Source organism: Hahella sp. CR1 (assembly GCF_029813005.1).
Classification (GTDB): domain Bacteria; phylum Pseudomonadota; class Gammaproteobacteria; order Pseudomonadales; family Oleiphilaceae; genus Hahella.
The window spans coordinates 70,588-94,269 of sequence record NZ_JAPELK010000001.1; the positions used below are offsets into that span (position 1 = coordinate 70,588).

The 23,682-nt window shown below is 55.8% G+C and carries 19 protein-coding genes; 8 read left to right on the forward strand and 11 right to left on the reverse strand.

What is annotated here, in order from left to right:
- The first annotated feature begins 177 nt into the window (after positions 1 to 177).
- The 5 genes from ONV78_RS00345 (at position 178) to ONV78_RS00365 (ending at position 7,408) form a co-directional block, all read left to right on the forward strand.
- Entirely contained in the window at positions 178 to 2,664 is a 2,487-nt protein-coding gene (locus ONV78_RS00345; protein WP_279500163.1) for an ExeM/NucH family extracellular endonuclease, read from the forward strand.
- 81 nt (positions 2,665 to 2,745) lie between these two features.
- The gene (locus ONV78_RS00350; RefSeq protein WP_279500164.1) at positions 2,746 to 3,489 is read left to right on the forward strand and encodes a transporter substrate-binding domain-containing protein; all 744 of its coding nucleotides are present in this window, start codon (positions 2,746 to 2,748) and stop codon (positions 3,487 to 3,489) included.
- Between the two features lie 109 nt (positions 3,490 to 3,598).
- Positions 3,599 to 4,750 carry a GNAT family N-acetyltransferase gene (locus ONV78_RS00355; protein WP_279500166.1) on the forward strand — a complete coding sequence of 384 codons (1,152 nt, stop codon included), beginning with the start codon at positions 3,599 to 3,601 and terminating at the stop codon, positions 4,748 to 4,750.
- Positions 4,751 to 4,867: 117 nt separating this feature from the next.
- On the forward strand, positions 4,868 to 6,340 hold the full coding sequence (locus tag ONV78_RS00360) for a glutamate-cysteine ligase family protein (protein WP_279500167.1): 1,473 nt from the start codon (positions 4,868 to 4,870) through the stop codon (positions 6,338 to 6,340).
- A 48-nt stretch (positions 6,341 to 6,388) separates the two neighbouring features.
- Entirely contained in the window at positions 6,389 to 7,408 is a 1,020-nt protein-coding gene (locus tag ONV78_RS00365) for a succinylglutamate desuccinylase/aspartoacylase family protein (protein WP_279500168.1), read from the forward strand.
- 131 nt (positions 7,409 to 7,539) lie between these two features.
- On the opposite strand, the gene ONV78_RS00370 is transcribed toward ONV78_RS00365, so the two are convergent.
- Genes ONV78_RS00370 through zwf form a run of 3 tightly spaced genes read right to left on the reverse strand, consistent with a single transcriptional unit; the run spans position 7,540 to position 10,406 of the window.
- Positions 7,540 to 8,193, reverse strand: coding sequence for a bifunctional 4-hydroxy-2-oxoglutarate aldolase/2-dehydro-3-deoxy-phosphogluconate aldolase (locus ONV78_RS00370; RefSeq protein WP_127968059.1), 654 nt, complete (start codon positions 8,191 to 8,193; stop codon positions 7,540 to 7,542).
- A gap of 37 nt (positions 8,194 to 8,230) precedes the next feature.
- The gene (gene pgl, locus ONV78_RS00375; protein WP_279500171.1) at positions 8,231 to 8,938 is read right to left on the reverse strand and encodes a 6-phosphogluconolactonase; all 708 of its coding nucleotides are present in this window, start codon (positions 8,936 to 8,938) and stop codon (positions 8,231 to 8,233) included.
- Positions 8,931 to 10,406 (reverse strand): glucose-6-phosphate dehydrogenase, encoded by a 1,476-nt coding sequence (zwf, locus tag ONV78_RS00380; RefSeq protein WP_216738926.1) that lies wholly within the window; start codon positions 10,404 to 10,406, stop codon positions 8,931 to 8,933. Before zwf ends, pgl begins: the two co-directional genes overlap by 8 nt.
- Before the next feature lie 255 nt (positions 10,407 to 10,661).
- Here zwf and ONV78_RS00385 point away from each other — a divergent pair, with 255 nt between their 5' ends.
- The 3 genes from ONV78_RS00385 (at position 10,662) to ONV78_RS00395 (ending at position 15,472) form a co-directional block, all read left to right on the forward strand.
- Positions 10,662 to 11,546 (forward strand): MurR/RpiR family transcriptional regulator, encoded by an 885-nt coding sequence (locus ONV78_RS00385; RefSeq protein WP_216738925.1) that lies wholly within the window; start codon positions 10,662 to 10,664, stop codon positions 11,544 to 11,546.
- A 334-nt stretch (positions 11,547 to 11,880) separates the two neighbouring features.
- Positions 11,881 to 13,077 carry a maltoporin gene (locus ONV78_RS00390; RefSeq protein ID WP_216740378.1) on the forward strand — a complete coding sequence of 399 codons (1,197 nt, stop codon included), beginning with the start codon at positions 11,881 to 11,883 and terminating at the stop codon, positions 13,075 to 13,077.
- Between the two features lie 229 nt (positions 13,078 to 13,306).
- Complete coding sequence (locus ONV78_RS00395; protein WP_279500177.1) at positions 13,307 to 15,472, forward strand: EAL domain-containing protein; 2,166 nt, start codon at positions 13,307 to 13,309, stop codon at positions 15,470 to 15,472.
- Positions 15,473 to 15,477: 5 nt separating this feature from the next.
- On the opposite strand, the gene ONV78_RS00400 is transcribed toward ONV78_RS00395, so the two are convergent.
- The 8 genes from ONV78_RS00400 to ONV78_RS00435 all read right to left on the reverse strand — a co-directional run bounded on the left by ONV78_RS00400 (position 15,478) and on the right by ONV78_RS00435 (position 23,678).
- Positions 15,478 to 15,903, reverse strand: a complete 426-nt coding sequence (locus ONV78_RS00400; RefSeq protein WP_279500178.1) for a hypothetical protein — start codon at positions 15,901 to 15,903, stop codon at positions 15,478 to 15,480.
- 186 nt (positions 15,904 to 16,089) lie between these two features.
- A complete protein-coding gene (locus tag ONV78_RS00405) occupies positions 16,090 to 17,013 on the reverse strand; it encodes a DUF4382 domain-containing protein (RefSeq protein WP_164887177.1) in 924 nt (307 codons plus the stop codon).
- Positions 17,014 to 17,630: 617 nt separating this feature from the next.
- Entirely contained in the window at positions 17,631 to 18,644 is a 1,014-nt protein-coding gene (locus ONV78_RS00410) for a cyclopropane-fatty-acyl-phospholipid synthase (protein WP_279500181.1), read from the reverse strand.
- Positions 18,641 to 19,405 carry a DUF1295 domain-containing protein gene (locus ONV78_RS00415; RefSeq protein WP_279501751.1) on the reverse strand — a complete coding sequence of 255 codons (765 nt, stop codon included), beginning with the start codon at positions 19,403 to 19,405 and terminating at the stop codon, positions 18,641 to 18,643. The genes ONV78_RS00410 and ONV78_RS00415 overlap by 4 nt, the downstream gene beginning before the upstream one ends.
- A 5-nt stretch (positions 19,406 to 19,410) precedes the next feature.
- The gene (locus ONV78_RS00420) at positions 19,411 to 20,649 is read right to left on the reverse strand and encodes a cyclopropane-fatty-acyl-phospholipid synthase (RefSeq protein ID WP_279500183.1); all 1,239 of its coding nucleotides are present in this window, start codon (positions 20,647 to 20,649) and stop codon (positions 19,411 to 19,413) included.
- A gap of 44 nt (positions 20,650 to 20,693) precedes the next feature.
- Complete coding sequence (locus tag ONV78_RS00425) at positions 20,694 to 21,488, reverse strand: DUF1365 domain-containing protein (protein ID WP_279500186.1); 795 nt, start codon at positions 21,486 to 21,488, stop codon at positions 20,694 to 20,696.
- The gene (locus ONV78_RS00430) at positions 21,472 to 22,731 is read right to left on the reverse strand and encodes an FAD-dependent oxidoreductase (RefSeq protein ID WP_279500188.1); all 1,260 of its coding nucleotides are present in this window, start codon (positions 22,729 to 22,731) and stop codon (positions 21,472 to 21,474) included. The genes ONV78_RS00425 and ONV78_RS00430 overlap by 17 nt, the downstream gene beginning before the upstream one ends.
- Positions 22,728 to 23,678, reverse strand: a complete 951-nt coding sequence (locus tag ONV78_RS00435; protein ID WP_279500189.1) for an acyl-CoA desaturase — start codon at positions 23,676 to 23,678, stop codon at positions 22,728 to 22,730. The genes ONV78_RS00430 and ONV78_RS00435 overlap by 4 nt, the downstream gene beginning before the upstream one ends.
- Positions 23,679 to 23,682 lie beyond the last annotated feature (4 nt).

Consider the following 23,682-nt stretch of genomic DNA (forward strand, 5'->3'; position numbering starts at 1 on the left):
GTCCGAGTAATAGGTATTTATATTTATTGTAACCAGGTCACATTACGCTCTTCCCCCGCCTTGATCGTGGCATAACGCTTGCTCTAAGCTCTCGTCCGGTTATATCTGGCTGGAGTCAGAGCAGTATTGGCCGGACGCACTTTATACAATCCTGGTTGTAACTCGGAAATAATTAAAATGAAATATCCTGAAAACAGCAGACGCCGCGCCCTCATGGCGGCGATGATCACCGCGTTCCCACTCTCCGCTCAGGCGGACCTCATCATTTCGGAATACGTGGAAGGTTCTTCCAACAATAAAGCCCTGGAATTCTACAACACCGGCAGCGACGCCGTAGAACTCAGCGCCTATGAGATCGCCCGTTTTAAAGACGGCGCAGAAACCCCTAACGCTTACATGACCCTGCCTTCGTTTTCCCTGGCGGCCGGCGCGGTATATGTGCACGCTAACAGCGGCGCTAATGATGGCTTGAAAGCGCTGGCCAACAGCACCTCAACTGACGACGCCATCGGCTTTAATGGCGGCGATTCCGTCGTGTTGCGCCTGGTTGGCGGCGCGATTGTCGACCGTGTGGGAACGCTTAAAGAAGGCGCAAGCGCTTACCTGAAAGATGTCACTCTGTCCCGTACAGATACGACCGCCAACCCGGATTTTAACCAGGATCAGTGGCAAACACTGGCGAGAGACACCTTCAGCGGGCTGGGCAAAGCCCCTGGCGCGGACGGAGGAGATGGTGGCGACGGCGATCCTGCGCCGACCCTGGGCGCCTGCGGCGAAGCGGCCACACTGATCAGCGCCGTACAAGGCAGTGCTGACGAAGTGGCGATGAAAGACCAGACCGTGACCGTTGAAGGTATAATCACCGGTTTCCGCAACAACGGCTTCTTCGTCCAGGAAGAACCTTCTGACGAAGACGGCAATCCCCAGACCTCTGAAGGCATCTTCGCATTCAGCAATGGCGGCGGCTCACTAACCCTGGGCAATCTGGTGCGAATAAAAGGCGCCGTCTCCGATTACCACGGCAACAGCCAGATCAGCGTCTCCGAACTGGCGGATTGCGGCGCCACTGACGCCGTCGCCACGGTCACGCCAATCACCCTGCCGTTTGCCGCAGATCTTAATCTGGAAGCGCTGGAAGGCATGGTCGTCAGCGTGTCTAATGCAGTGGTCGCCAATACTTACGGCCTGGGCCGCTATGGGGAAATCACCATCAGCGACAAGCTGAAATGGACCCCCACTGACGCGGCCATTCCCGGCAGTGCGGAATACGACGCCGTCATTGCGGAAAACAAAGCCAACCTGCTTTACATCGAAGACAATACTTCCAGCCAGAATACCGCCAGCGTCAGCTTCTATCCTGAGTTTGGCTACGACAACCCTATTCTGCTGGGCGATCTGGTGTCCGCCACCGGGCCGCTGAACTTCTCTTACGATGTGTACCGCATCAACCCGATGGCTCCGATCAGCGTCACCTCCCCCGGCCGCACCGCAGCGCCGGAAGCCGCGCTGGGCAATCTGGCGGTGGCCAGCTTCAACGTCCTGAACTATTTCAACGGCGTGAAAAAAGACGACGGTTCCATCGACTACTCCGCCAATCCACGGGGCGCTAAAACAGAAGACGAGTTCCTGTTGCAACAGGCGCGCATCGTCAAAGCCTTGAAAACCCTGGACGCGGATGTCGTGGGCCTGATGGAGCTGGAGAACGACGGTTTCAGCGACGACTCCGCTATCAACACACTGGTGACGGCGCTAAACAATGAAATCGGCGAAGACGCCTATACCTACGTGTCGACGAAAGACGGCAGCAAGCCTGGGACGGATCAAATCACCGTCGGCCTGATTTATCGCGCCGCCAACGTCACCCCCAAAGGCGACGCCATTGTGGTCGATATGCCCGAGCAGACTCTAGGCGCAGAAACCGCCGCCATGCGTCCTTCTCTTGTGCAGGCGTTCACTCACAAGAAAACCGGGCAGAGCTTCGCCGTCTCCATCAACCACTTCAAATCCAAGCGTTCCAGCAGCGCCTGCGATAACAGCGCTCCCACGGATATCGACCAGATGCAGGGCAACTGCAACCCGTTGCGCGTTTCCGCTGCGGTTACCCTCGGCGAAGCCTTGGCGACGCTGGGTCTGCCTGAGCGCATTCTGATCCTGGGCGACCTGAACGCCTACTCCAAGGAAGACCCGATTTCCGTGCTGACCGACTACAACCCGGCCACCCACGGCTACACCATCAAAACCGCCGCCAACACTGGCATGGACGCAGGGGCCGCAGTGGAAGTAAGCAAAAACTATGGCTATGCTTTGGTTGCTGAAACCCATGATGCGGAAGGGTTCTCTTATACCTACGACGGCGCGCAAGGCAGCCTTGACCATATCCTGGCCAGCCGCGCCGCCATGGAGGATATCGTGGATCTCGATCACTGGAACGTTAACTCCATCGAAGCCTACGCCCTGCAGGCGGACGGCCTGTTCAAATACTACAAAGACTCCACCGGATATTTCGGCGTCGGGCCCTATCGCAGCTCCGACCACGATCCGGTAGTGGTGACGATGGACTTGAAGTCTACGGACAAAGGCAAGGATGACGGAGGCGGCAGCCTGGGTCTGCTGAGCATTCTGGCTCTGCTGACCATGCGGTTCGCACGCCGCCGCCCGATGTAAGTAATTCAGGGGGCAGAACTTCGGTTCTGCCCCCTTTTTGCAGTTCGCTCCGATAAAACGACCAACTATACAGGAGTCAAAATGCGCTTAATCATCTCGGTCATCACTTTCATCTCTCTTTCCCTGGCGGGCTACGCCAGATCCGAACAGCTCATCTTCAACTCTGCGGAATTCAGCCCCTTCGTGTATGAAGAAAATGGCAAGATGGGGGGCCCCGTCACCGACGTCATTCTGCTCACCTGCAAAAAGATCAATGTGGAATGCAGCATCAAACAGGAGTCTTTCAGTAAGTCGGAAGAGCAGGTAAAAGCCGGCGTCGTCAATGGCGTTTACCTGGTAAGCTGGAGCGAAAGCCGCGCGGAATGGATGTACTACACCCTGCCCGTTCTACGCACCAGCTGGGGATTCTTCGTGCCGGCGACGGACAAAAAGGACTACCTGACCCTGTCCAGCTTCAGCGGCCAAAGAGTGGGGGTGTTTGGTCCGTCCAGCAGCTCCAAAACGCTGGATCGCATCAATCCTGTGGTGAACATGGACATACAACTGTCCAAGGACGATCTGGGCAACCTGAAAAAACTGATTCAGGGACAACTCGACTCTGTTTATATCAATCGCGATGTGGGCCTCGACCTGATGCGGCAAAGCGGACTCGCGGACAAAGTCCGTTTCGCCTGGACCCACACGGAACGCAACTATCACATTGGATTCAGCAAAAAAACCGGACGCAAACTGGTGAACCAGTTCAATAAGGCGCTGCGTAAAACTTATGAATCCGGCGAGGCGCGGGATATTCTCGCCCAGCGCGGCCTGGAATCCGTCATGTAATCTCCTTCCGCCGGACGGCGCAGGCGTCGCTCCGGCTTTTCCTTTACGCCGAACTGTCCAATAATGGGCCGGATTCCTGGTTTCATCGAAACATGCATTGGGCCCGAGTATGACAGCGCTGCGCGCGGAGTTTATCGACAGCATTGAAACCGTCTCCCCCGTTCAATGGAATCAGTTGAGCGGCGTGGACAACCCTTTTATCCGTTACGAGTTTCTGCACGCCCTGGAGACGACCGGCTGCGTCGCCGAAGCAACCGGATGGCGGCCGCAACATATTCTGATCCGCGACGCCCACGACGCCTTAGTTGGCGCTGCGCCCTGTTATCTGAAAACCCACTCCTATGGGGAATACGTGTTCGACTGGGCCTGGGCGGACGCCTACCATCGTCATGGTCTGGAGTATTACCCGAAGCTGCTCACTGCCATCCCTTTCACGCCCTCCGTCGGACCACGTCTGTTGGTCTCCGCCAACACTGAGCGGGAGCGCGTCTCACTGGCGATCAGTCACGCCATGGGCGAACGCATGCATCAAACCGGCGCCTCGTCCTGGCACTTGTTGTTTCCAGACGAAGCCACGCGGAAAAGTCTGAGTGAAGACAAATCTCTGCTGTTGCGCCACGGAACCCAGTTCCACTGGCTCAACGAAGGATACGCGTCCTTTGATGACTTTTTGCAGGCGTTAGCCTCACGCAAACGCAAGAACATCCGTAAAGAACGCCAGGCAGTGCTCAGCCAAGGCATTGTATTCAAGGTGATCGAAGGCCCGGATGTGGGCGAGTCTGAACTGGAGGCTTTTTACGACTTCTACCAGTTAACTTACCTGAAACGAGGACAGCGGCCCTACCTCAGCTACGCCTTTTTCCAGCGTCTGATTGCTGTCATGCCGGAGCAGGTATTTCTCATCCTGGCGCAACGGGAGCAGCGCTACGTCGCCGGCGCCTTGTTCCTGAAGAATCAGTCAACACTGTTCGGCCGCTACTGGGGCTGTACTGAAGAGTTCAATCACCTGCATTTCGAGACCTGCTATTATCAGGGCATCGATTACTGCATTGCGCATAACCTGCTGCGCTTTGACGCAGGCGCTCAAGGGGAGCATAAATTGCTACGAGGATTTCGGCCCACGCCCACCTACTCCCTGCATAGAATCGAGCATCCCGCTTTCCGTCAGGCCATCGCCAACTTTCTGGATGAAGAACGCGAAGGCGTCAGTGAGTATGTGCGCGACGCCAATGCCCACCTTCCCTTCAAGCAGGCTGAGTAAGCAGAACAAGACGCCCTGCAACCGCTTTTTTCACACTGCAGTTTCGCACCCTGAAAAGTTAGCCTACTTTAATTAAAAAAGTGAGCTGCGTGAGCGGTTGCTGGAGAACTCGCGAAGATGGGGCGACATATTGATAAGGCGCGGTTCAGCGCTCAGGAATACGTGGACTTCCAACGACGATTACAGGAAAATCTGGCGACGTTGCGAAGCCTGCTCGATGACCCGGCCTTTGGCGTCGGACCGCCGTCCTTCGGAGCGGAGTTGGAGCTATACATCATCGACAAGCACGGTCGCCCCACGGCCAAAAACCAGGAAATCCAGGCCGCCGTTGACGATCCCAATCTGACGCTGGAGCTGAATCGCTTCAATCTTGAATACAATCTGGAGCCGACACCTGCCGCCGGAACGCCTTTCCGCGCCCTGCAGCAACAGATCGACGGCGTCTTGCAATCGCTGGAAACTCACGCCGCCGCGCAAGGGGCCTCACTCCTGCCCATTGGCATTCTGCCGACGCTGACGTCTGAAGATATGGGGCCGGAGGCGATTACAGAGAGTCCCCGTTATCAGGCCCTGGCGCGACAGTTGCGGGATAAGCGCGGTGAAGATTTTCACATCAGCATCAAAGGCCGCGACACCCTTGATCTGTATTGGCAGGATGTATCGCTGGAGGGCGCCAACACGTCTTTCCAGTTTCATTATCGGGTGAACCCTGGGGATTTCGCCGACGCCTTTAACGCTGCGCAACTGGCCACGCCTCTTGCCGTGGCGCTGGCGGCCAATTCGCCGTTGTTTCTGGGGCGTCGACTCTGGCATGAAACCCGTATCGCCCTGTTCAAACAGGCGACAGACTGCCGTATGGAAACGCCATTGCGCTTCAGGCTGCCCGCAAGGGTGTTATTCGGCAATGGCTGGGTGCGCAAGGACGCCCATGAGATTTTTTGCGAAGGCGTCTCGCTGTTTGAGCCGCTGCTCCCCATTTGCGGCGATGACGACGCGCCCCGTCCCGGGCAGGCGCCGCCCTTGGACGAGCTGCGCTTGCATCAGGGCAGTATCTGGGCCTGGAATCGCCCCATCTATGATCCGGTGGACGGCGGCCATATCCGCATAGAAATTCGCGCGTTGCCCGCCGGCCCCAGCACCACGGACATGCTCGCCAACGCCGCCTTGATGGTGGGGCTGATCGAAGGGCTGCGCCCGTCCATGCAGGAGATGCTTCCCGCCATTCCTTTCCGCTACTGCGAATACAACTTTTACCGCGCCGCCAAATACGGACTGCGCGCCAGACTGTTCTGGCCGGGACAAGACGGTGAAGGCTTGCAGGAGCGGCCAGTCATGGACATTCTGGAGCACATGCTGCCGGTGGCGGAACAAGGCCTAAACGCACTGCCCATCGACCCGGAGGAGATTCGTCACTATCTGGGAGTGTGCTCTCAGAATCTGGCGCAACCGGTCAACGGCGCACTCTGGCAGTTACGCATGCTTGAGAAACTGCGTCTCCAGCGCAATGATGAAGAGGCGTTAAGAGAGCTGGTGATTCGCTATCAGGATAATTATCGTAGTGGAGAACCCTTGCATCGATGGACCTACTAAGTCTTATGCGTCCATCGACTCAAAGAATCTCCAAGGGGGCTGTCTATTATGCCGCTCAAGGTCATTGAAGGAATTCGCAGCTTAGCGCTGGAAGAGGACCTCACCCGCTTCTTGCAACGCCTGGGCGGTCCCACGCTGATTCGTCTGCAGGGCCGCGACCGTTCACGCCGCCGCGCTTTCTGCACCTTGCTGCACGGCAACGAGCCCTCCGGCGCCCGCGCCTTGTACGCGTACCTGCGCTCCGGCGAAACCCCAGCGGTGGACCTGGACGTCATTATCGCTTCTATTCCCGCGGCTTTGGCCCCTCCGATGTTCAGCCAGCGCATGCTGCCTGGCCAGCGTGATCTCAACCGCTGCTTCCGGCCCCCCTTCGATGATGATCAGGGCAAATTAGCCGAAGCGATTCTGCGCTTCCTCCACGACAGCAAACCCGAGTGCCTGATTGATCTGCACAATACGTCAGGCAGCGGTCCCGCCTTCGGCGTCGCCATACGCTGCGACGCTGATCACCGCGCCCTGACCTCACTCTGGACCAACGACCTGATCGTCACCGACCTGCGCCTGGGCGCTCTGATGGAAATCAGCGAGCTGGACGTGCCCACAGTGACCATAGAGTGCGGCGGCGCCCAGGATGAAACCTCTCTGCTGATCGCGCGGGAAGGCATGCAGCGTTACTTCGGCAGCGAGCAGGTGCTTGCCGCCGCCGGGCGCGATTATGGCGTGAACCGGTTTCGCAACCCTATTCGCATGGAATTGAAGCCCGGCCGACGAGTGCACTACGGCGATGCCGCCGATCCCGATGCGGCGCTGACGCTGCCGCTGGACGCCGCCCGTTTCAACTACGGCTCAGTGCCTGCTGGCGAGCGTCTGGCTATTCTCGGCGCTGCGGGGCTGGAGGCTTTGACCGCCAAAGACCATCTGGGGCGGGAGCGCCTGCATGACCACTTCGCCGATATCAACGGCAGACTATCCCCCAAACATCCATTGAAACTGTTCATGGTGACCACCAATCCCATTATCGCCACCACCGACTGCCTGTTCTACTTTATAGACTGCGCCAATACCTGAATCCCTGTCTGGGTCTCGTTTGAATACGGCGGTTCAGAAATAAAAAAACCCGCCAGGCGACGGGTAAAAATATATTGCTAATGCAATGAGGGAGGGTCGTTGCTATCGATAAAGAGAGTTTCCAGTCGCCGTCAGATAGCGGCCAGACTCTCTTCAGCAATAGTCCGGATCTGCCGCCAATCGCCAGCGGAAATAGCGTCTTTGGGGGTTAACCAAGAGCCGCCTACCGCCAATACGTTTGGCAGGGCAAGATAATCTTTCGCTTTTTCCCGGGTGATGCCGCCAGTCGGGCAGAACTTCACATTGGGGAAAGGACCGGAGAAAGCCTTCAGCGCAGACACGCCGCCAGCGACTTCCGCCGGGAAGAACTTAAATGCGCGATATCCCAGGCGATAACCTTCCATGACTTCAGACAGTGAAGATACACCCGGCAACATCGGAATTTTCGCCGTCAGGCCATATTCCAACAGTTCTTTGGTGGAGCCCGGCGTGATGACGAATTGAGCGCCAGCGTCTTCCGCTGCTTTGAATTGCTCAACCGTCGCCACCGTGCCTACGCCAACCCAAACTTCGGGGAGCGCGGCCCGCAGGTCCGTGATCGCCTGCAGGGCGTGCGGCGTGCGCAAGGTAATTTCCAGAATACGGACGCCGCCTTCCACCAGGGCTTTCCCGAGCGGCAACGCGTCTTCCGGACGATCGATAGTGATGACCGGCACCAACGGGCAACTGCTTACGATAGCGTCCAGTTGTTTTTGCAACGCTTCAGGATAGGTCTGGGATGTCATAGGTTTCTATTCTCTCTATTACTCTCGAGGTTCCTTCTCAAGGACTCCAAAAAACATTGAGGCCTGGGCGGATAAATCCGCGCACGGGCATCTCCGCCACGGCGTCCAGCTTGGCCAGCACCTTGTTCAGGGTGGTCAGCTTGTCTTCGCCAGTGATATGCAGCGCCTGATGCTTGGCCGCCGCCAAAACCTTGTAGGAAAGCGTCATGCGCGGATGCAGCGCCGTGACCGGATGCATCGGGGCGCACTTGTCCGTCGTGTCGAGGCCATGCGCCAGCTCTTTCGCGCCGGGGAACAGAGAGGCGGTGTGCCCGTCCGCGCCCATTCCCAAAATCAGTACATCAATCGGCCAGGACAATTCAGCCAGACTGGCTTCCAGTTGTTCGCACCCTTCTTCAGGGGTCGCAGCTGCATTTTTCAGCGGCATGAAATTCGCTTCCGCCGCAGGGCCTTGCAATAAAAATTCTTTCACCAGCGCGGCGTTGCTGTCGTCGTGGGTTTCATCCACCCAGCGCTCGTCCGCCAGAGTGATGTCCACCTTGCTCCAAGGCAGCTCCTGCTGCGCCAGCGACTTGAAGAAAGCCACCGGCGTACGGCCACCGGAAATTACCAGCAAGGCGCGTTCTTTTTCCTGCAGTGCGGCGCGCAGCCACTCCGCTGTTTGCAACGCCAGCTTATGCGCCAGCGCTTCACGTTCTTCTTCCAATTGCAGGGTGACGCCCTGCGGCCAGGATAGTTCAAGCATCTTCGTACCAGCTCCTTCCGTCCCGGGTGATCATGGCGATGGAAGCTACGGGCCCCCAGCTTCCTGCAGGATATTTCTTGGGCGGCAGTCCCAACTCAGCCCAACCTTCAATGACCTGGTCAATCCAGCGCCACGCGTACTCCACTTCATCGCGACGCACAAACAGGTACTGGTTGCCTTTGATGACTTCCCACAGCAATCGCTCGTAGGCGTCAGGCACCCGGCCCGTGTTGAAAGCTTCGGAGAAACTCAGTTGCAATGGCCCCTGACGCAGACGCATGCCTTTATCCAGGCCCTGGTCTTTGGTCAGCACCTGCAGGGAAATGCCTTCATCCGGTTGCAGACGGATAATCAGTTTGTTGTTGGCCAGATGTTTCTGGTCGGGATCAAATATATAGTGCGGCGCCGGCTTGAAGTGAATGATGATTTCCGACAGCTTCTGCGGCATACGCTTACCGGTGCGCATATAGAAAGGCACACCCGCCCAACGCCAGTTGCAGATTTCCGCTTTGATGGCGACGAAACTTTCCGTGGAGCTGCCCTCGTTGGAGCCCTCTTCGTCCAGATATCCTGGAACGGGTTTGCCGTCGATGTTGCCAGCGGTGTACTGTCCGCGCACCATGTGAGTTTCCATCAGATCCGGCGTAATCGGCTTCAGCGCTTTCAGCACTTTCACTTTTTCATCGCGGATACTGCCAGCGGACAGATCAGAAGGCGGGTCCATGGCGATCAGACACAACAGTTGCAGCAAATGGTTCTGCACCATGTCACGCAGCTGTCCCGCCTTGTCAAAATATCCCCAGCGCCCTTCGATGCCGACTTTCTCCGCCACCGTAATTTCCACGTGGGAGATGTAACGCTGATTCCACTGAGTCGCGAACAGGTTGTTGGCGAAGCGCAGCGCAATCAGGTTCTGTACGGTTTCTTTACCCAGATAGTGGTCAATGCGATATAGCTGGGATTCATCAAAGAACTCCGCCAAACGGTCATTGATCTCGAAAGAAGACTCCAGGTTATGACCGATGGGTTTCTCCACCACTACGCGGGTGGACGGCTGAACGCAGTCGGCGCTTTTCAGGTTTTCCCCGATCATGCCGTAGATCGCAGGAGGCGTCGCCATGTAGACGATCAGAGGGACTTCAGAGTCCCCGCGCCATTGATTGATACTGCGATAGCCTTCGGCATCGCCGAAATCGAGCTGCTGGAAGCGGACTTTGTCGAAAAAGCGTTTCAGCGCCGCCTCTTCCAAGTCATTCTTGGGCAGTAACGCCTTGAAACGCTCCAGGGTCTGCGCTTTGAAGGACTCCTCGTCAACTTCCTGCCTGGCCAGCGCGAGAATGCGAGTCTGCGGATGTAGCAGTTTCGCCCGCTCCAGTTGAAATAGCGCCGGAAACAACTTGCGTTGCGCCAGATCGCCCAGCGCGCCGAAGAGCGCCAAGTCACATTGTGTAGATGCTGCTCGATTCATAGTTTTCATATTTGGTAGTAATTATTCGCAATTTTGAGACAAAAAATTGGTATTTTCAACCTGAAACGGCAAATATTGTGATAATTTTACTACATTTCCCGTTTTCTCTGATTTCCCTTCCACTTATTGACTAGTGGCCGACCGACCGTTCGGCTGGCGACCCAGGATGCGCAGGGTTATATTAGAGGCGATAACAAAATGTGTAGTAATTTCACTACAACAATAAATAAATCGCTCCCGGAATCCATACAGATAATGAATGAAACCATATCCCACCAGAATCTGCTGGAGGTGATCCGGCAGAGGCTCGACGATTTGAATAAATCCGAGCGCAAAGTCGCCGAAGTCATCCTGCGCGACCCCAAAGCCGCTACTCGCTACAGTATAGCCGCACTGGCGCGTGCCTCCGACGTCAGTGAACCGACCGTTAACCGCTTTTGTCGTAATTTCGCGGCCAGCGGCTTTCCCGATTTCAAAATCCAGCTAGCGCAAAGCCTCGCCAGCGGCACGCCTTATGTGAGCCAGAGCGTGGAGTCGAGCGATACCGTTGAGGAGTACAGCGACAAAATATTCCTCAGCACTATCGCCGATCTGGATAAAGCCAGACAGTCCCTGAACACCTCCGGCATTTCCAAGGCGGTGGACTACCTGATCCAGGCCAAGCAAATTTCGTTTTTTGGCATGGGCGCCTCCGCCGCCGTGGCTATCGACGCCCAGCATAAGTTCTTCCGCTTTAATATTCCGGTCACCGCCTACGACGACTTTCTCATGCAACGCATGGTCGCCGCCGCCGCACATACCGGCGACGCCATCGTCACCATTTCTTACACCGGTCGTACGCGGGAAATGGTGGAAGTCGCCAAAATTGCGCGGGAGCGGGGCGCCATCGTGATCGGCATCACCGCGCCGGACTCTCCGTTGGCGAAGGAGTGCACCGTGGCGCTGGACGTTATCGCGCCGGAAGATACGGACGTATACATGCCCATGACGTCGCGCATCGTGCATTTGGCGGTGATCGACATTCTCGCCACCGGGGTCACCCTCAAGCGCGGCGCAGACTTCCACTCACATCTGAAGCGCATCAAGGACAGCCTGCGCGACACCCGTTATCCTCACGATGACGGCGCTGAAGGCGCCTAAATCTGCGCGCTGATTCTTCTACTTCTGCTTTCTATATAAGCCCACACCCGGAGCGTAACAGCTACTCTCCGGGCGCCCTCGTTTTGCATCCTTCATCACTGAAATAGCGCTCGCTATCAGCCTGACGCACGCATTACTACTTTTCTCCTCCCCCCTCCCCCTGACTCCTCCCCCCCCAAAACTTTCCTAACGGAGGATGTGCCATATCAGGCGTTCACTGAGTATGAGACCAAGCAAATAACAATTTGTCCCATCGACAAAGCGCCTCCGTTATCCGGGCGTACTCAAAGGTCCGGCCTGGCGAGTCCTTTAACAACAAGAGCAGGAAAAAACGATGACAGACAAGAACAACAAGCGCCTCTTCAAAGTAGCCCCTCTGGCGACCGCCATCGCGGCTTCTTTGTTCACCGTGAACGCCAGCGCCGTTGAGTGGCATGGCTATGCGCGTTCAGGCATCGGCATGAGCGACAACGGCGACCAGCAGTGCATCAACAAGCAGGCGGTTGGCCGTTTGGGCAACGAATGCGAAACCTATGCGGAGCTGGATCTTCAGCAAGAGCTTTTCAACCGCGACGGCAGAACGTTCAAAGTTGAAACCATGCTCAGTTATAAATCCAACCAGGACGGAGACTATGAAGCCCTGAACAGCGAAGATGACGAAATCGCGCTTCGCCAGATGAACGTTCAGGCCAAAGGGGTGCTGGGATTCGCCCCCGAAGCGACGCTGTGGGCGGGTAAACGCTACTATCAGCGCCACGATATTCACCATCTGGATCTTTTCTACTGGGACGTATCCGGTCCTGGCGCGGGTATTGAAGGCATCGACGCAGGCGCGGGCAAATTCTCCGCCGCCTGGACCAGAGGCTACGGCAACATAAATATTCTCGACTTCCGTTATTCCGGCATTCAAGTCGGCGCCAGCTCATTGGAAGTGGGCCTGGACTTGGCCAAACCACGACTGACAGACGCCCAAAAAGATGCGGGCGCAGCGGACGATCTGAGCACCTTGCTCACCGCGGAACTGTCCACGCCGATTATGGATGGATTCAACAAAATCGTATTCCAGTACGGAACGGAAGGTTACGCTTCTCCAATGCGCAACTTCGGCGGCGGTCAATGGAACGGGACGTTGGACAAAGGCGGCAAAGGCTTTCGTCTGATCGACTGGGGCGTGGTGAAAGCCGGTTCTAATATCGAACTTAGCTATGCCGCGATGTATGGCGTCTTCGATGACGACACCATGAATGACGATTCGTCTTTCTACAGCATCTCCGCACGTCCAGCGTATAAGTGGTCTGATTACATGCGCACGTATCTGGAAGTGGGCCACTTCGCTGCAGACGATAATGGCGTCGACTCCCAATTGGACAAGGTTACTATCGCACAAGCCTGGTCCGCCGGCCCCAGCTTCTGGGCGCGTCCGGAAATCCGGGTTTTCGCCAGCTACATTAACGATGGCGAAGGTACGCCGTTTGAAGGCGGCGAAGACAGCGTGCTGAACTTCGGCGTCCAAATGGAAGCCTGGTGGTAATCCACCTCCCATTCCCCAATCTCAACCCAAGTGTTCGGGCCGGTTAACCGGCCCTTTTTTTGCCCGTCAGATTTTACTGCCTACGCCAGACACCTTCAGTCTTTGTCGATAATGGCTGCGCCTGCTATTTTTTATTGATAAGTCTCACAATCCTGCAGGGTGCAATTTGTCCGCTAGAGCGTCTTATCACTTGCTACTGTCGCTACTCGTGTTTTGCCTGGGCTTTACAATGACGCTGTCCTTATGGTCGCGCATTGATATTGAAACCAGCGAAAGACGACAGCATGCCCTGGATTACCAGGCCGAATTTCTCAGCAAGCGCATTACCCGCCAGTTTCTGGAGCAAGTGCGCGCGCTCAAGCGCCTCGCCGCTTACTGGGACAATAATGGTGGCTTCACTAAGGAAACCTGGCGCAAGAACGCGGAGGCGCTGCATCGGGATTTCCCTAACTTCAAAGCCATTGAGTGGACAGATAAAAATTACGTTATCCAGTGGATCGAGCCGATGGCCGGTAATGAACAGGCCCTGGGCTTCAACGTGGCCTTCAACGAGAGCCGACGCCGGGCGCTAGAAGCCGCCCGCGCACAGGGCGACATCAACTCCACGCCGGTGATTACTCTGCAACAAGGCGGCCAGGGAGTGGTTGTGTACGCCCCCATTAGCAAAGGCGATGACTTTCAGGGATTTATCGTCGGCGTTTTCCTGGTGGAGCAGTTGCTGGGCAGCCTCATCTCACCACAGGAAGAAGATCACTTCCATGTACGCGTGTATGAGGAAGACAAACTGATATTCAGCAACAGCTCCGCTGACGTCAGCCCCGACACCACCGCGGCGGCGGACTGGAAGCCCCTGCAGTTTTCCTGGCGCTTGAGCGTACAGCCAAAATCCGACTGGCTGCACAATTACTCATCCCCTCTTCCCGCCTTCGTCATGAGCGCAGGAACTATTTCCTCAGCGTTGCTGGCCTGGGTTTGCTATCTCGCCATGTCTTTGGGGCGTCAACGCCGTTCACTGCTCAGCGCCAACGAGTCCCTGCAAAGTGAAATCGCCAATCGACAAGAAGTGGAGCAAACGCTGTCTCATGTCATTACCCATGACGCACTGACCGGCTTGCCCAATCGATCCTTCTTCCAGGAAGACCTGGCTCAAGCCATTCTTCGCGCCCAGCGCGCCAACCGATATCTCGCCGTCATGCTGGTGGATCTGGATCAATTCAAGAAAATCAACGACACCCTCACTCACAGCGCCGGCGACCAACTCGTAGTAGCGCTGACCAAACGCTTCAACACGTTACTGGAAAGCGAAATCAGCATCGCCCGGGCCGGTGGCGACGAGTTCATGATGCTGCTGGAGAACCCCGAATCTGTGGATGAGGTGATTGCAATCGCCAACCGCATCATGGCCTGCATGAAACAGCCCTTCACGCTCAACGACGAAGAAGTCTTCATTACCTGCAGCATCGGCATCGCCGTCTATCCAGAAGGCGGCGTCAGCGCCGAAGACTTGATCCGCAACGCCGACGCCGCGCTCTACCGGGCCAAAGCAGCAGGACGCAACGGCTACCATTTCTACACCACAGGTATGCACGCGGAGGCGCTTAAACGCCTAGAGCTGGACCGCTGGCTACGCGAAGCAATCGAGCGCAACGAACTCAGCCTGGCGTTCCAGCCAAAAGTGAATCTGAAGACCCGCGAGTACACTGGAGCCGAGGCGCTGCTGCGTTGGTATCGTCCAGAACAGGGCTTTATCTCCCCGGTGGAGTTTATTCCCTTGGCGGAGGAAACCGGCTTGATAAAAGAATTGGGCATGTGGGTAGTGCGCCGAGCCTGCCAGCAATTATCGGAATGGCGAGGTACTCCATTAGGCAATATCCGGCTCGCGATCAACTTATCCGCCATCCAACTGGAAGATAAAGAACTGGTCCACAAAATCGACGACCTCTTACGAGAGTTCGACGTCCCGCCGAGGCAATTGGAGTTCGAACTGACAGAGGAGGTTTTCATCCAGAACATTGAGTCCAACATGGCCCATCTTAACGAGCTGATTAAAATGGGTTTCCGTCTTTCCATCGACGACTTTGGCGTCGGCTACTCCTCCCTCGCCTATCTCAAACACTTCCCCATCTCTTGCATCAAAATCGACCGCAGCTTTGTGTCGCAGCTGGAAACCAACGCGGATGACAGGGTCATCATTAACGCAGTCATCGCCATGGCGCATAACCTTAACCTGAGCGTCGTGGCGGAAGGCGTGGAAACAGAGGCGCAAGCCACCTATCTGCAAAAACAGGGTTGCGATGAAGCTCAGGGATACCTGTTCGCCAAGCCTTTACCTCCAGATCAGTTGTACAAACTGGCCACGTCGCTGAGAAACGGGACCAGCCTGCAGCAAGGATAACGACTTTATTTAGCCGGCTCTACGTAAACCACTGGCTGTTCGCCGCTGTTATCCAGATAAAAGCTGTACACCCCGGTTTCGGGTGGGTTGAATTTGAAGTTTTCAAAAACGGAGGAGCAATTGGCTTTGGACTTCTTCCCAAACTCCAACATCTGATCTTCCTGAGACAGAAAGCCGCAGTTAGTGCCGGCGCTCCAGGCTGCGTCGCCAAACTTCAGTTCGTAGGGCTGTCCGTCCGCTTTCAATTCCACGCTGGCGACATAAAGATCCGGTCCGGCTTTTTTAACCTTGTATTCATCCAGCGCATCCCACCATGCAAACTGTCCCCGCAGGTACAGCGACTGGCTGAGGTCGCGTTTGCCGCCAGTGGAGGCGCAACCGGCCAGCAATAGGGACGCCGCCAAAGCGGAAATAAGGATAGGCTTTTGCATTCTTGTTCTCCTGCAAAGTTGTTATTGGATGTGTCGCAGTCAGAACCAAAATGCTCGGTGAAATGGGGCCAAGGCGCATCATCTATAACGCCGCAGGAAGGGGCGTAGCGTCAGGAAGGAGAGGGAGTAGATTAGAAAACGGCGCCAAGGCCTAAAGGTAATGAGTGATGTCTAAGCAGACGCCGCTTATAGCGGCGTCGCGGACGCGTCCAGGGTTGCAGTCTTATCGCCGTCATCATTAACAACAACGACTGTGACCGTTTGTTCGGCGAAGGAGAACCCTTGGTCATTCAGCTCTGGATTATCTTTGGGATTACAACTATACGCCAAGCGATATGCGCCGTTGTCCGGATTCCAGATAACCGCCTTATACATGCCATTCTCCGGGTTCGCGGCGCTGGATAGCACGGCTGTCGCCACTGGATCTTTGTCGTCACCGTCAATATCGTCCAGAACTGCATGAGCGCCGGCGAACATATATATCGCGCCAGCATACTGGCCGGAGTCATCACAGTTCGCCGCCAGCAATTCGGGCGCAACATTGACGGTCAAAGAGCGCACGCTGTTCAAGTCCACCGTTTTCAGTACGGGCTTCAGCTTGAACTGACGGTTGTTCTCAATGATGGAGCGTCTCAAATCCAGATCGATAAGAAAACCTTTGGGCTGTCCAGCGCTAACCAGGAACTCCCGGTCAATTTTCAGTCCATCCAGATTATCTTCAGGAATGGCCAACTCATAGCGTGAGCCATCCGCTAACTCAATATAGGAGTCGAAAATACCGTCCAAACGAGCATTCACCATGAGTCGCAACCATGAGTACGCGCCAATGCCCAGCTCTCCCTGCAACAGGGAAATACGATTTCCCGCCAGAGATTCTGACAACAAATCTATACTGCGCGGCTCTGCATATTCGTAGACGGAACGACCGTTTGATTGAGACTGGATCTCCACGCCGGTAAATTCAATGACCACCTTGGTCGCTCCATCCACCGGCGCATCGGTGATTTCGAGAGAAAACGGAGCCTTGTCCGCAGCGCTTTCGTCCTGTCCGCAACCGAACAGACTTAGCGCGCCTACAAGAAACAAAAATTTAAGCACGAGTTTCAACATCGTCATTCTCCCCGCTCAAACTCCGGAGAAACGAAACCGGCCCGATTTCTGGGTTCTTCCATAGAATCTATCTAACCTTTTCTGCAAAATATTCGCGTTTGCGGCGGAAAAAGCGCCGGATACCCTGGCGACCAATACTGAAACCTATCCTGCTTACACGCGAATCATCCAACAAGCGGCGTATTTAACCCCATGATTGATGAAATTACGACCATCCATATGGACTATTTGGACGATCGTACCGCCTACACTCTCCGGATGAGCATTAATAATAGCTTTTACTATCATGAAGTTATAAAAATGGCGGGCTTAAAATTCATAATAAAGTCGCATACTTCAGCGCTATTCCGCGAAGCAACAATGAACTAGCAGATATATATTCATTTATATGAATATCGTTATTACATTTTGTGAACAGACAACACCAAAGTCCTCCGAAAGGACAGTCATTGATTCGCTGTCTATGAGCAGGCTGAGACAGCGCATCTCGCGCCGCCTCAAGTGCGTGGCCATGTCAGAAGCTATGCCGGGTCTTGCCCGGCGATTGCAGTCCGCAAGGCGCCAAAGGGGACTATGAGGCGCTGAGCAGCAGCGCCATAAACCAGATGCAGCGCAACTTATTGCTTCATAAAGAGATAGTGACCAACCTGCCATTCCGCCCCGGAGCGATAATTGAACAGCTCCGCACAAGCCATGAAGAACATGCGCCACCGCTGGGTCCAGAGATCGGCTTGTTCTTCTCCGTAGGCGTCAGCGAAGATTTTCCTTACTTTGACTTCATTAGCGTCCAGGTTGGCCAGCCAGGCTTCCGCTGTCGCGCCGTAATGACGACCGTTGAGCATCCACTGTTGCATCAGGCGCAGGTTCTGCTGGAAATGACCGAATGTTCCCGCCGCAGGCATCAGTCCGCCGGTGAAGAAGTACCTGCCCATCCAGTTATTGGCGCCTTCCGTTTCAAAGGGATAAAGCAGGTTGCGATGACAAAATATGTGAGCAAAGAACAATCCCGCCGGCGCTAACCACTGGCTGACTCGCTCAAATAACGCCTGATAGTTGCGCACATGCTCCAGCATTTCCACCGAAACGATGCGATCAAAGGTGGTGGTGGGGCTAAACACATTCACATCACACGTCAGAATTTTAAGATTGTGTAACCCGCGCTGCGCCGCTTGTTCCTCAATATAGCTGCGCTGCGATGCGGAGTTGGAGACGCCAGTAATCTCCGCCTTGGGAAAGGTCTCCGCCAACCACAGACTCAGAGAGCCCCAGCCGCACCCCAAATCCAGAATACGCTGTCCATCGGCCAACTGCGCCCGCTCGGCGTATAACGCCAGCATAGCCTCCTCCGCTTCAGCAAGATCGCCAACCTCTTTCCCCCACCAGCATGCGCTGTATTTCAAGCGCGGCCCCAGAACCAAACGATAGAACTCCGCAGGCACTTCATAATGTTGTTCATTGGCCGCACGCGTTTCTATGGCGATAGGACCATTGAGATAGCGGGCGATTCTTTCAAGCTCGCCGCCGCCCCGCATGCGTTCCTGCATCAAACGTTCGCGACACAGGCGGCGAATACCGAAGCGAATCAGGGCGTCAGGCAACCAGCCTTTTTCCGCCAGTTCGATCATACTCATGATTTTGGCCTCCAGGGTATAAACATGGGAGTGCGGCGTTGATAATCCCGATAGTCCTCCCCCCGCGAACGCAACGCCTGTCGTTCGGTAAAAGGGATGCCAGTGACGAAATACAAGAAGACGAACATTACCGCCGGCGCGCTCCAGAGCCAGAATCCCCAGGGAGATGCAGCGCCCATTAGTGGATAAGCGAACCAATGCAGCCATTCAAAAAAGTAATTGGGATGTCGCGAATAGCGCCATAGACCTTTTCGACAGGTTTTACCCTGGTTTTGCGGATCGGCTTTAAACGCTGCGAGCTGACGATCCGCCAGGGTTTCACCAAGCCAAGCGACGACGACCAGGAGGAGCGCCGCCACATACAATACCGCTGGCGGTTCCTGGGCCTGACTGATCACCCAGGCTGGCAGCGCGAACAGCCAAACCCAGAACGCCTGCATCATATACATTCCCAGAAACACACTCCGCCAGCGATTCCCCGCCCATACACGCAGAGCGGCGTAACGGCCATCCTCCTCTGCTCCTGCAACTCTGCCAGCCAGGTGCAATGACAATCGTCCGAACCACACCAGATAGATCAACGCCACAGTCAAACGTAACGACGCATCGCCGGTTCCCACCAGGGCATGCAATGCGCCAGTGACGCCTACGCCAGCGGCCCAGCAAACGTCGACCCAGCCGGCATTGCGGCTCTGGGTTTGCCACAGATATGCCACTAAGAACACGACCGCCAAACAGACCGGCGACCACCATAGCAGCATCAGATTCACAACCACTGCTCGCGACGACAGCCCGGTTTGGCGAACAACATCTGCACATTGGAGATCGCCCGCTCGCGGAAACCGCCCTCGCAATAGCAAAGATAAAACTCCCACATGCGAATGAAACGTTCGTCAAATCCCTGCTCGCGCACTTGCGGTAAATTTCGCAAGAAGCGACTGCGCCATTCCTGCAAAGTGAGGGCGTAGCTTTCTCCGATATCCTCCAGATTAAACAGACGCAAGCCGGCATTGGCGGCGCTCTGCGTCAGCAAAGACACACAGGGGATAAAGCTGCCGGGGAAAATATAGCGTTTGATGAAGTCCACATGCCGCAGCGCTTTTTCGTAGCGATTATCATCAATGGTGATCGCCTGAATCAGCCCCAGACCATCATCCTTCAACAGGCCGCTGATCTGACGGAAGTAGCCATCAAGAAACTGATGTCCCACCGCCTCCACCATTTCAATGGAGACCAGCTTGTCATAGCGGCCTTCCAGTTTGCGGTAGTCCTGCAACAGCACGGTCACCTGATCTTGCAGCCCCGCCTGCTGAACCTGTTCAGCGACGGCGGCGTGCTGCTCGACGGAAATGGTCGCCGTGGTGACCTTGCAACCATATTCACGGGCGGCGTACAGGGCCATGCCCCCCCAACCCGAGCCAATTTCAAGCAAGTGATCGTTTGGCGTTAACACCAGCTTGCGGCAAATTCGCTCCAATTTGGCTTTCGAGGCCTGTTCCAGGGATTCCTCGCCGGTGACATACACCGCAGAGGAATACATCATGCTTTCATCCAGAAACAGGTGGAAGAAATCATTACCGAGGTCATAGTGCGCCGCGATATTTTTGCGGGAGCCCTGCAGCGTATTGCGGTTAAAGCTGTGCCAAAGCTTACTCAGCGCCCCCGGCAGGCGCGCCATGCCGGATTCCAACTCCTCCAGTCGCGCGCGGTTGCGCAACAACAAGCGCACCAGCGCAGTCAGGTCCGGTGACGTCCAGGAGCCTGCCATCCAGGCTTCCGCCAGGCCGTTGACGCCCCCAGTCAATGCGACGCGGTAGAAATCGGCGTTGGCGACGTCAATTCTGGCGCGTAACGCATCCCGTCCCGGCACGCCGAAAACGCGACTTTCTCCGTCGCTGCGCAGCTCAAGTTCCCCGCCCTGTATTCCCGAGCACAAACGGTATAAAGCTTGTTTCCAAAAACGTTCGGGCAACAATAAGGGTTTGCTGATCGCACTCGCCCACATAGTTATGTCTCCAGCTATTTGAACTATCACGGCTTAACGCCGTTTTAAACCGTTTCCTGATTCATCCGTTTTCCCTCTCCCCGCGCCTTTTTGTTGGGATGGGGATAGAAAGGAACGCCTTTGCGCCAAAGCGAAAACGCCTGCCGATAAATCGCCATTGCGACGGTGGCGCACATAAAGGGAAATTTAAGCGGCGCGCGCCAGGCATTGGCGGCGGTCAGGGGTTTCTTGAACAGACCCAGGCTGGCGTCGAACACCGCTGCGCCGTTGTCCAATAAACGCATGTGCGTCCAGACCCGCTGCTCGTCCAGACGAAATCGCCATTCATATTTCAGCGCCATCGGCATGAAGGGCGACACATGAAACGCCTTATCAAAGCTGAAAGTGAGCGCCTGTCCCTGCAGCCGTTGCGGCGTCAGCGGCAACACATAGGAATGCCGTTCGTTCCAGGGCGTGTTATTGATCTCCGCGACGATGGCGTACAGCTCATCCCGCTGGTTGAAGCAGAAATAGAACGAGACTGGGTTGAAGCAAAATCCCCAGGAGCGTAAATGGGTCAACAGGCGAATAGCGCCAGCCTGCGGGGCTACGTCTGCTTCCTGTAGACGTTCATACACCGCCTGCTTTAAGTCAGGAACATCTCGACGCAGATAGTCCGAACGCCGATATTGCATCAAATTAAAGCCTCGACTGGACCAGAAAGGCAGAGTGTTGATTTCCTCTAGCTCATCCAAATCAAGCCAGGTCATGCTGATGCGATACTCAAAATGATGCGACGCTGGCGTATAACGGCGGTGCCGCACTTTACCTTCGCAGATTGCGCTATGCCGCAACGCCATAACGCCTCCGCTGGATCAGGGACACGACATCCAACGCGCTTCGCACGCCGTCTTCATGAAACCCCCAGCCCCAATAAGCGCCACAGAAATAGGTATTGCGGCGACCATTAATTTCCTCCCGGCGCGCCTGGGCGGCCAACGTTTCACGGGTATAGACGGGGTGCGCATAGGTGCGGCGGGCATATATTTTTTCAGGGGCGATAGGAAAGGTCGGATTCAAGGTCACAATAATGGGCGTCTCACATGTAAGACCCTGTAGGGAGTTCATCCAATAGCTGACGGAGCAATGCTGCGTTGTCTGCTGTGGAATAAAGGCGTTCCAACTCGCCCAGGCGGCGCGCTGCGAGGGCATGACGCGTGTGTCGGAATGCACCACGGCCAGATTATCCTGATAGGGAATCGCCCCCAAAACCTCACGTTCCGTTCGGTCCGAGTCTTTAAGCAGAGCCAGCGCCTGATCGCTGTGACAGGCGAAGACGACGGCGTCATAGTTTTCAGCGCCATAGCGCTCCGAGTGCACCATCACGGAATCACCACAACGGGACACCACAGCGGCCGGACAAGACAGGCGCACACGTCGTCCAAGCACTGCCTGAATGCGCTGCACATATTGCTGCGAACCGCCCTGCACGACTTTCCACTGCGGCCGACCGCGCAACTGCAGCATGCGGTGGTTATCCATAAAGGAGATAAAGAAACGAAACGGGAAAGCCTCAATCATTCGCGCGGACGCGGACCATAGCGCGCATGCCATGGGCACAATGTGGTTGTCGATAAACGCGCGGCTATATCCATCCTGGCGCAGGAACTCGCCCAATGTCAGATCCGTATCAACTTCCAGGGCCCGTCTCGGCGCTTCTTTGTAGAAACGCGCGAGATCTTTGAGCATCCTATAGAAGTCCGGACGCAGCAGATTGCGCTTCTGCGCCAGCAAACGACTCAACCCCGCCGCGCCATACTCCATGCCCGTCGCCTCATTCACTGCGCTGAAACTCATGTCGCTGTCGCGCCATTGCACGCCTAACTCTCGCAGCATGTCGCAGAATCTGGGGTAATTGTGTTCATTAAACACAATAAAGCCGGAATCAACCGCGACATCCTGACCATCCAGCCGCAGAGAATGAGTATCGGTGTGGCCGCCTGGACGTTCGTTCGCCTCAAACAGCGTCACTTCATGGTTTTTATGCAGATAATAAGCCGCGGTAAGACCTGAGACGCCGCCGCCGATGATCGCGATGTTCATCTGCGGCCTCCGTTCAGCGTCAGGCCTGAAACTTCAGGTTTGTGAGCCCACTTCTTATGTTCTGGGACATCTCTGAGATCCCAGATCAAGCCTACCACCGCCATCAATCGCAACAGGTAATAGCTCAAGTCCAGCTCCCACCAAAAAAAACCCTGGCGCGCGCTGCCGGAATAATGATGGTGGTTGTTATGCCAGCCTTCTCCCAGAGTCAGCAGCGCCAGAAGAAAATTATTGCGGGAGTCGTCCCCTGTCTCATAGCGCCGACGCCCCCAGCGATGAGCAAGGGAATTGATGGCCAAAGTCGCGTGAATCAACACCACTGTGGAAATGAAGTAGCCCCACACCAGCATTTGCCAGCCGCTGGTTTGCAGTTGCGGAGCCATATAGGCAAGCCCTTCGCCCAGACACCACATGCCGAAGCCGAAAGCCAGGGGCACGCACATGTCAAACCGATCAAGCCAGCGTAATTCGGGATACTTACTGAAATCCTTCACCAGATTCAGCGGCGCCTTGAAGTATTTGCCTCCCAGAAACCAACCGGCATGACTGCGCCAAAAGCCGTGTCGGGGCGAGTGTGGGTCTGCTTCAGTGTCGGAAGTACGGTGATGATGGCGATGATGCGCCGACCACCAGAGCGGACCGCGCTGGGTGGCGGAGGCCCCGAGCACAGCAAAAATAAATTGCACGGGGCGACTGGTGCGAAAGGACTTGTGAGCAAAATATCGGTGGTAAAACGCCGTGATGGCGAACATGCGCACCAGATAAGCGCCCACCGCCACCCACACCGCTACAGGACTCCAGCCTACCCAGAGCACCGCAAGGCAGGCCAGGTGAATGCCGACGAACGGCCAGACTCTGCGCCAGTCCACAGCGTCCCGACCCACATCTACCGACATTCCTTTGCGGTCATTATCAATCCAGCTCAATAACCTGCCCAAGCCTTGCATATTA